Annotated in this window: 1 protein-coding gene; it reads left to right on the forward strand. The window is 42.7% G+C overall.

What is annotated here, in order from left to right; translation table 11 throughout:
• The first annotated feature begins 61 nt into the window (after window positions 1-61).
• On the forward strand, window positions 62-478 hold the full coding sequence (locus FKN93_RS17540) for a VOC family protein (protein WP_017045395.1): 417 nt from the start codon (window positions 62-64) through the stop codon (window positions 476-478).
• The last annotated feature ends 122 nt before the right edge of the window (window positions 479-600 follow it).

The following is a 600-nucleotide window of genomic DNA, read 5'->3' on the forward strand; positions in this document are numbered from 1 at the left end:
GCGTTGTCAGCCCCTTAAGCGGGCGTTATGCTACCAGTCGAAATCTTCAATAAGGAATACTATGAAACAGAACATTGTCCATATTGCTTTAGTTGTAAAAGATTATGATGAAGCCATTGATTTTTATGTAAACAAACTCAAATTTGAACTTATTGAAGATACACATCAACCTGAACAAGACAAACGTTGGGTGGTTGTGGCTCCACCAAATTCTCATGGTGTTACGTTGTTACTCGCCAGAGCCTCGAAGCCAGAGCAGCATGATTTCATTGGAAATCAAGCAGGCGGTCGAGTATTCCTGTTCCTAAATACTGATGATTTCTGGCGTGACTTTAAGCGTATGAAATCGATTGGTATTAACTTCGTCCGCGAGCCAACAGAAGAAGACTATGGGACGGTAGCAGTGTTTGAAGACTTGTATGGAAACTTGTGGGATCTTCTTCAATTGAATCCAAGCCATCCAATGGCAAAAAGGTAGCATAACAAACGCTTCAAGAGGGACTTCCAACGCGCGGCATTTTTATTATGCGTTGGTTTTGGTGGTTTCAGTGTTATGCGGAAACTTGGTAGTAGCGTTGTCAGCCCCTTAAGCGGGCGTTA

Origin of the sequence: Vibrio sp. A8-1 (genome assembly GCF_013048685.1) — a bacterium.
Taxonomy (GTDB): domain Bacteria; phylum Pseudomonadota; class Gammaproteobacteria; order Enterobacterales; family Vibrionaceae; genus Vibrio; species Vibrio metschnikovii.

Coding starts and splice junctions, on each gene's coding strand:
- FKN93_RS17540 (WP_017045395.1), top strand. CDS start 62: ATGAAACAGAACATTGTCCATATTGCTTTAGTTGTAAAAGATTATGAT.